5 protein-coding genes are annotated in these 6,223 nt (G+C 30.7%); all 5 read right to left on the bottom strand.

All coding sequences use genetic code 11. The annotated features are described in order from the left end of the window. Positions 1 to 147 precede the first annotated feature (147 nt). The 5 genes from FEDK69T_RS08785 to FEDK69T_RS08765 all read right to left on the bottom strand — a co-directional run bounded on the left by FEDK69T_RS08785 (position 148) and on the right by FEDK69T_RS08765 (position 6,175). Positions 148 to 879, bottom strand: coding sequence for a hypothetical protein (locus FEDK69T_RS08785; protein ID WP_023573795.1), 732 nt, complete (start codon positions 877 to 879; stop codon positions 148 to 150). A gap of 417 nt (positions 880 to 1,296) precedes the next feature. Further along, positions 1,297 to 2,592 (bottom strand): protein kinase domain-containing protein, encoded by a 1,296-nt coding sequence (locus FEDK69T_RS08780; protein ID WP_023573794.1) that lies wholly within the window; start codon positions 2,590 to 2,592, stop codon positions 1,297 to 1,299. A gap of 1 nt (position 2,593) precedes the next feature. Beyond that, the gene (locus tag FEDK69T_RS15470) at positions 2,594 to 3,253 is read right to left on the bottom strand and encodes a metallophosphoesterase family protein (RefSeq protein WP_023573793.1); all 660 of its coding nucleotides are present in this window, start codon (positions 3,251 to 3,253) and stop codon (positions 2,594 to 2,596) included. Positions 3,254 to 3,491: 238 nt separating this feature from the next. Continuing rightward, entirely contained in the window at positions 3,492 to 4,406 is a 915-nt protein-coding gene (locus FEDK69T_RS08770) for a hypothetical protein (protein ID WP_023573792.1), read from the bottom strand. A gap of 380 nt (positions 4,407 to 4,786) precedes the next feature. Continuing rightward, positions 4,787 to 6,175, bottom strand: a complete 1,389-nt coding sequence (locus FEDK69T_RS08765; RefSeq protein WP_023573791.1) for a serine hydrolase — start codon at positions 6,173 to 6,175, stop codon at positions 4,787 to 4,789. Positions 6,176 to 6,223: the final 48 nt, after the last annotated feature.

Below are 6,223 nucleotides of genomic sequence, written 5' to 3'. Positions count from 1 at the left end.
AGATTTCTCTCCGCAGTAAGGAGATTTCTCTCCGCAGTAGGAAGATTTCTTTTTGTAGTAAGGAGATTTCTCCCCGCAGTAAGGATATTTCCAAATCAGATTTAGAAATATCCAGATGCAATAGGGAGTTTGTTAGAAGAGGATTGGTTATTTCTTAATTTTTCTGAATTCGATGCCTTGTACCTGTGCGAATTCCGGGCTTGATGGGCCGAAAAGCGATTTAACGTATTTCTTTACTTCCAATGCAGTTTCTACCAAACCGGTTCCGTCGTCGTATAAGGTTTTGTCCCTTGCGATTCTTGAATTGCTGATTGCTGTATAGGCGGTTGCCACAGCGTTGTTCTTAGCTACTAAATCTACTTGTTTAGCGGTTAAGGCCGTTAGTTTCAGCTCGACCTCATTGGGCGTGAAGCTTACTTCGGATTGCAGTATCGCGACTAAGCCAGCAAAGTGCTGGATTTGTTGGTCGAAAGATAGCTGGCTTGCACTGATCGTTTTTGGAGCTGGCGCATTGGGGTCTGTTGGTGTTTGTATTGCTGATACTCTTTTGCCATGCATTTTGCGGTTGAATCCTTTGGCGTCTTTGATTTTCTCTTTGGAAGCATTGGTGGTTTCTAAGGCGTTGACTAATCTTGTTGATAAGGTCTTTAGCCCATTGAAGGAATTGATCCTGTCGTTAACGGCGTTGTTAAAGGCGGTGTTTTTGGTAATGACATCAGCCAATTTGGTGTTTGAATTGGTAGCGATGGTGTTTAGCTGTGGGATTTTCAGGGTGTTTTTTGACGGATTGTAGGCCGCGCCGTACCCGACAACGAATTGGATAAGGCTTTGAAAGTTAGCGATATTTTTCGCGTGTCCAGTCTCGTTAGTTGAACTCATAAATACTATTTTTCTGATTAAATTAATAATTTCCAAAAATAGTAATTTATCATAAACAGAAGAATTATACTACATTTTTTGTGATACTAATTTTGGTTTTACTACAGTGTTGTGAAAAAACAAATTACTTAACCGTCTTTTGAACTCTGATGGATATAAAAAAACTACATCGTTGGGGATGTAGTTTTTTTATATTTTGTGGGTGTGGATTCATTTGGCCGTCACTATGCTTGAGTATAAATCCTTCATATTTGAGTTGTATGCCGCAAATTCAGGAGACTTTGGGATCGAGGATAAACATCCCCCGGCTTGACGCGGTTACTATCACGGAACATTACAAATATTAATAAATTTTGATTTAGAAATTAACTTTTCAAAGAAGTCCAAAACCAGCAAGTCAAACCGCTGTTGACGTTTTTAAAAAGCTTCTGCAATAAGATTATGATATACATTTATATTTCGATTTATTTGTTTTACACAAAGCTCAAAATTTCTTTTATTACGAGGTTCAACTTCAATTTCAATTTGAATTCTAAACGCTAAATTTTCATCGATATCTGCATTTGCCATTCTGACTACATTCTCCATTACAAACCATCTATTATGACTTCTTCCAAGTTCAGCAGCTGAAATTACGCAATTTGCTTTTAAATCATTATTGTCAATTTTATTATAAATATTTTGAATTAATCTGATAACAACATCACAATAATCAAAATTAAAAGAAGTGTTTTTAACCCATTCAACATATATTAAACAGAATTCTATAAATAAATCAATATCAACCGCATAAAGTTTATCTAAAATTTCATTATTTAATTCTTTAAATATGCTATATAAATCAGAATCTTCTTCTTTTAAATAAAAGACTAAATCAATAAATTTTTCAGAATTGAAATTTTCTAAATCTTCAAATTTATCAATTTGTTCTTGGGAAGTGGAAGATAAGGTTGTTGTTCCTTTAGATAATATGTATAAAAGTTTATCCCTTAAAATACCAATATTATTGAATCTGTCTTTAGGTTCCTTTTTTGAGCATTTTTCTAAAATAACACCTATTTCACCAGAACAACTAAAATTTGAAAATGGGATTCTTGAAGAATTGCCATAAATATCATGAAGAATAGCACCAAAAGAATAAATATCAGCCCTTCTATCAACACGCTTAAAATTTGTATGTTGTTCAGGAGCCATATATATTACAGTACCTGACCACTCATTTGATGATGTTATAGATAAATCTGTAATGTCTTTATCAGGAGTAACAAGTCCTAAATCAGATAGCTTCCAAAAACCATCATGATATAATATATTTCCTGGTTTTAAATCTCTATGGACATATCCCAGATTATGTAGATATTCAAGAGCATTTAATATATCACCTAAACCATCAGGTTGTTTTGGGGTTTTCTTGATTAGTTCTATCTCATGACCATAATCATAATCAGCAACAGGCATTAAATACCAAGGAAAACTTCCTGATAAATCATAATGAATTATTGGAATAATATATTCTTTTTGAAGTTGTTTTTGAATTTTAATCTCTCGAATAAATCTATTTCTACACTTATCAACAACGTGAGAAGATATTTTATGGTTAGGAACTAAAGAAAATGTTTTTTTAGCATAAATATGCCCATCATCACATAACACTTTTTCAATTATACCATTTCCACCAGTATTTATTGGTTCAATAATTTTAACTACATTCATTCTAAATAAATAATATTTTTTTATTTGTTAAATCTGCGATTGTTAGTTTTCCGAACTCTTCTCCTTTAAGATATATTCCATTATCTAAATTGATAATATTACTATTTTGAAAATTGTCTAAAATTTTACTTTTTTCAATAGGAGTGTGTCCATGAATGATTTTTTTCGAAGAAAATGAAGAATTTTTATATAGATCAATAGAAACATCTCTAATCCACATTAATGAATGAGTATCTTCTAATGGATCTTCCAATTCAAAATTTAATCCTGCATGAACGAAAAAATAGTTTTCAAGTTCATAGTATAATATAGAACTTTTTAATAAATCTATATAAATTTCAGGAATTTGATTTGAGTAATTAGCTCTGAAACTTTTCAGAGTTTTATCTCCTCCATTTTTAATCCATATATATTCTTTGTCCTCATTTTCAATTGAATCTAACAACATTTGTTCATGATTTCCTCGAATATATATTATGTTTTCAAAACCATTACTCTTTAATAATAAAAGAGTATCTAATACATTTTTTGAATTTTTTCCTCTATCAATTAAATCTCCAAGCAATACTAATTTATCTGTTTTCTTTAAAGAAACAGATTTTAGTGCTTTTCTAAACTTTTCATCATCACCATGTATGTCAGCAACTACAATTATTCTCATTCAAATCTAAAAATTACTTTTTTATGCAATTTACACAATTTAGCTTATTACAATTTGCTGTTTTAAAATATCTAACGTCCAGAAGCCTTTATGCAGCGGCGGTTTTTGGTAACTGACCATGCAAATATATCGAAAAAACTGAAAGAAAAAAGCTAAAAAAAATAAGAAATACAAACACTGACCATTACCGATAAATCCCTAAAGCTTCCATTTTTTAAAACAGCTGTTAGGCGATGTTTTATTTTTTTCTTAAATATGCTTCACCATCAGAAGTAATGTGTTCTGTCCCATTTACTGAGTATTTTATTACCAAAGGAACAGAGCATTTTGTAACTTTAATTTCACCGTTCTCATCAATCTTTCTGTCTTGAACTAATATTGTATTTAATATAACCTTATTGTTTAAAGGTATTTGACCGTGTTGAACCATTAATTTAAAATTAGGATCGGTCATTTGGAAGTTTATAATTTCATTGTTATGAAAACCTTTCCAATAGAAGTTTCCTGATTTCAGAACTGGAGAAATTAAATCGATGATTGCCTCTTCAATTTCATTTTTTGGAATTTCATCTGATGATAAAACAAAATTATAAAATTCATTTTGGGGAATTTCACGTTCGTTACCAATAACTTTTCCATCTAATAATCTTTGATTTGATATTTTGTATATTCTTTTATACTGCGATACTTTTCTATAGAAATTTGATCTTCGCCAAACTATTTTATAATTTATCATAAGAAGCTCTACCACTTTCTTAATTAAGTCTTCATCAATTTCATTTTCATTTTTTGATTTTAGCTTTAACTCACGTAGTTCTTCTTTTTTTAATTGATTATCTAATTTCAAGTTTTCAATTTGAAGTTGAGTTAGTTTTTTATTTTCAACAGGAATTCTTGAGAGAATAAGTGCAATGGCACTAACAATTAAAGTTACTTGATTAGGATTATCACCAATAAACTTCCAAAGCTCAATAAAACCACCATCTTTTGGAGGTTCGCTTTGGACAAGCAGTTTAAAGTCTAAACTTTTAGCTACGTCATGATATAAATTAAGAAGTTCTTTTTCGCACTCATTTCGAACAAGAGCATCAAAGCCGTGTGAATTATCACTGAAAAAATAATGAAGTTCTAATTGATTTGATTTTGAGACCATTAATTCTTAGAATATTATAATTACTAAACTTATATAATTTATCCGGATTTTCAAAAATGTCATCTAACTCAAAAACATACACAACAGAACCATTACATGATAAAAGTTGAATACGCTATCTTCGAGTTGCCCAAAAGTAAAAATTATAAGAAAACTTTTCAAAATTAGTTTTCGACAAATGAGGTTAATAACTTACGTGATGGTTGTGTAAAATGAAAATCCCCAACTTATGCCGGGGATTTGGTTCTGTTGCTTACAAATACAGTAAATTATTGCAGATAGTTTTTTTGTTCATTGTGGGTACGAGCAAGATGCTCGCGCCAGTGGGGGAATTTTGCACTTCTGCCCGCCTGACTCAAAACCCTTGTTGGCGGTAGTTTTTATTTTATTCGTTTTGCTTCTATCTTATTGCCATTCTGCAATAAATATAACTTCACAATTTCGTCCTTATCATTCTTTTCAAATTGTAATTGTGCATCTACAACTTTTAAGAAAAATAACTGTTCACTTTCTGCAAATATTGGAAATGCATTTTGTCCTGTAAGTTGAGTAAATAATTGGTTGTTTTCCAGTTTGATTTTGATTTCAAAATCTTTTTCCACTTCATATACCCCAATGAGTTTCTGTAATTGTTCTGTCGGTAATGCTACTTCTTTTCTAACAATGGGTTTTGGCAAAGGTTTGTTATATAAAATACTTCTAATTGATTTTACCGGTATTGATACGTTATTATGATTTTGAAGAATAATAATTGTTTTGTCATTTGTAATGTGTCTGTCTATATAAGTTACATAACCTGGCCAGCCACCACTGTGAGATACAATTTTCCCAAAGTCTGCGTTATCATCAATTGCCCAACCAAAGCCGTATTTAGTTTTGGACTTGTCATTCAATGTAGCAACTTGAAATAGTTCTGCCATTCCTTCCTTTGAAAGTAACTTATTAGTGTATAAAGCTCTGTCCCATTTTAATAAATCATTTACAGTTGAATTTACACAACCATCTCCAACAATTCCATCTAACCAAATGACCATATTTGTTTCGGTTAAACTGTCTGGTAAAAAGTATTTTTTTAAACTGTCGGAATAAACATATCCAAAAGCATAGTTATCAACTTTTTTCGGAGAATACCTTCGTGTATAAACAAAAGATTTTGTCATTTTCAAAGGGGTAAATATTTTTTTTTGTAAGTAATCAGCAAATGTCTGTCCTGACGCTTTTTCAATAATTGATGCTAACAAAGCATAACCTGTATTACTATATTCATACTTTGTATTAGGTTCAAATACTATTTTGGGTTGATTTTTACTGAAAATTGAAATAATATCTTTGTTTGTAGCAATTTTTGATTTATCAAACAAACTATCCATTAACACCATATAGTCAGGCAGTCCACCTGTGTGGTTAAGCAAATTTCTAATTGTGATGTCTTTGTAATTTGCTAATTCAGGAATGAATTTTGAAATATTGTCATCTAAATTTAGCCTTCCATTTTCTTTAAGCATCATAATCGCCATTGCTGTGAACTGCTTTGAGCAAGAAGCTAATTCAAAAATTGAATTTTCGTCTAATTCCTGTTTTGTTTCTTCATTAGAATATCCAAAACTATGCTTATAAATAACTTTCCCCTTTTCTGCAATTAGAACACTTCCATTAAGTTTTTCGTTTTTGTGCATTACAGTTAATAAACTGTCAATTTTTTGAACTCGGTTTTGTCCAAATAAAATTTGTCCAATTAGTAAAATTGATAATGTAGTGATTAATCTCATATTTATTTTATGTTAAATTGTTTGTTGTGGTTCTGCAAAATTGCCACC

The organism is Flavobacterium enshiense DK69 (assembly GCF_000498495.1).
GTDB lineage: Bacteria > Bacteroidota > Bacteroidia > Flavobacteriales > Flavobacteriaceae > Flavobacterium > Flavobacterium enshiense.
This window is presented reverse-complemented; position numbering and strand designations above follow the sequence as displayed.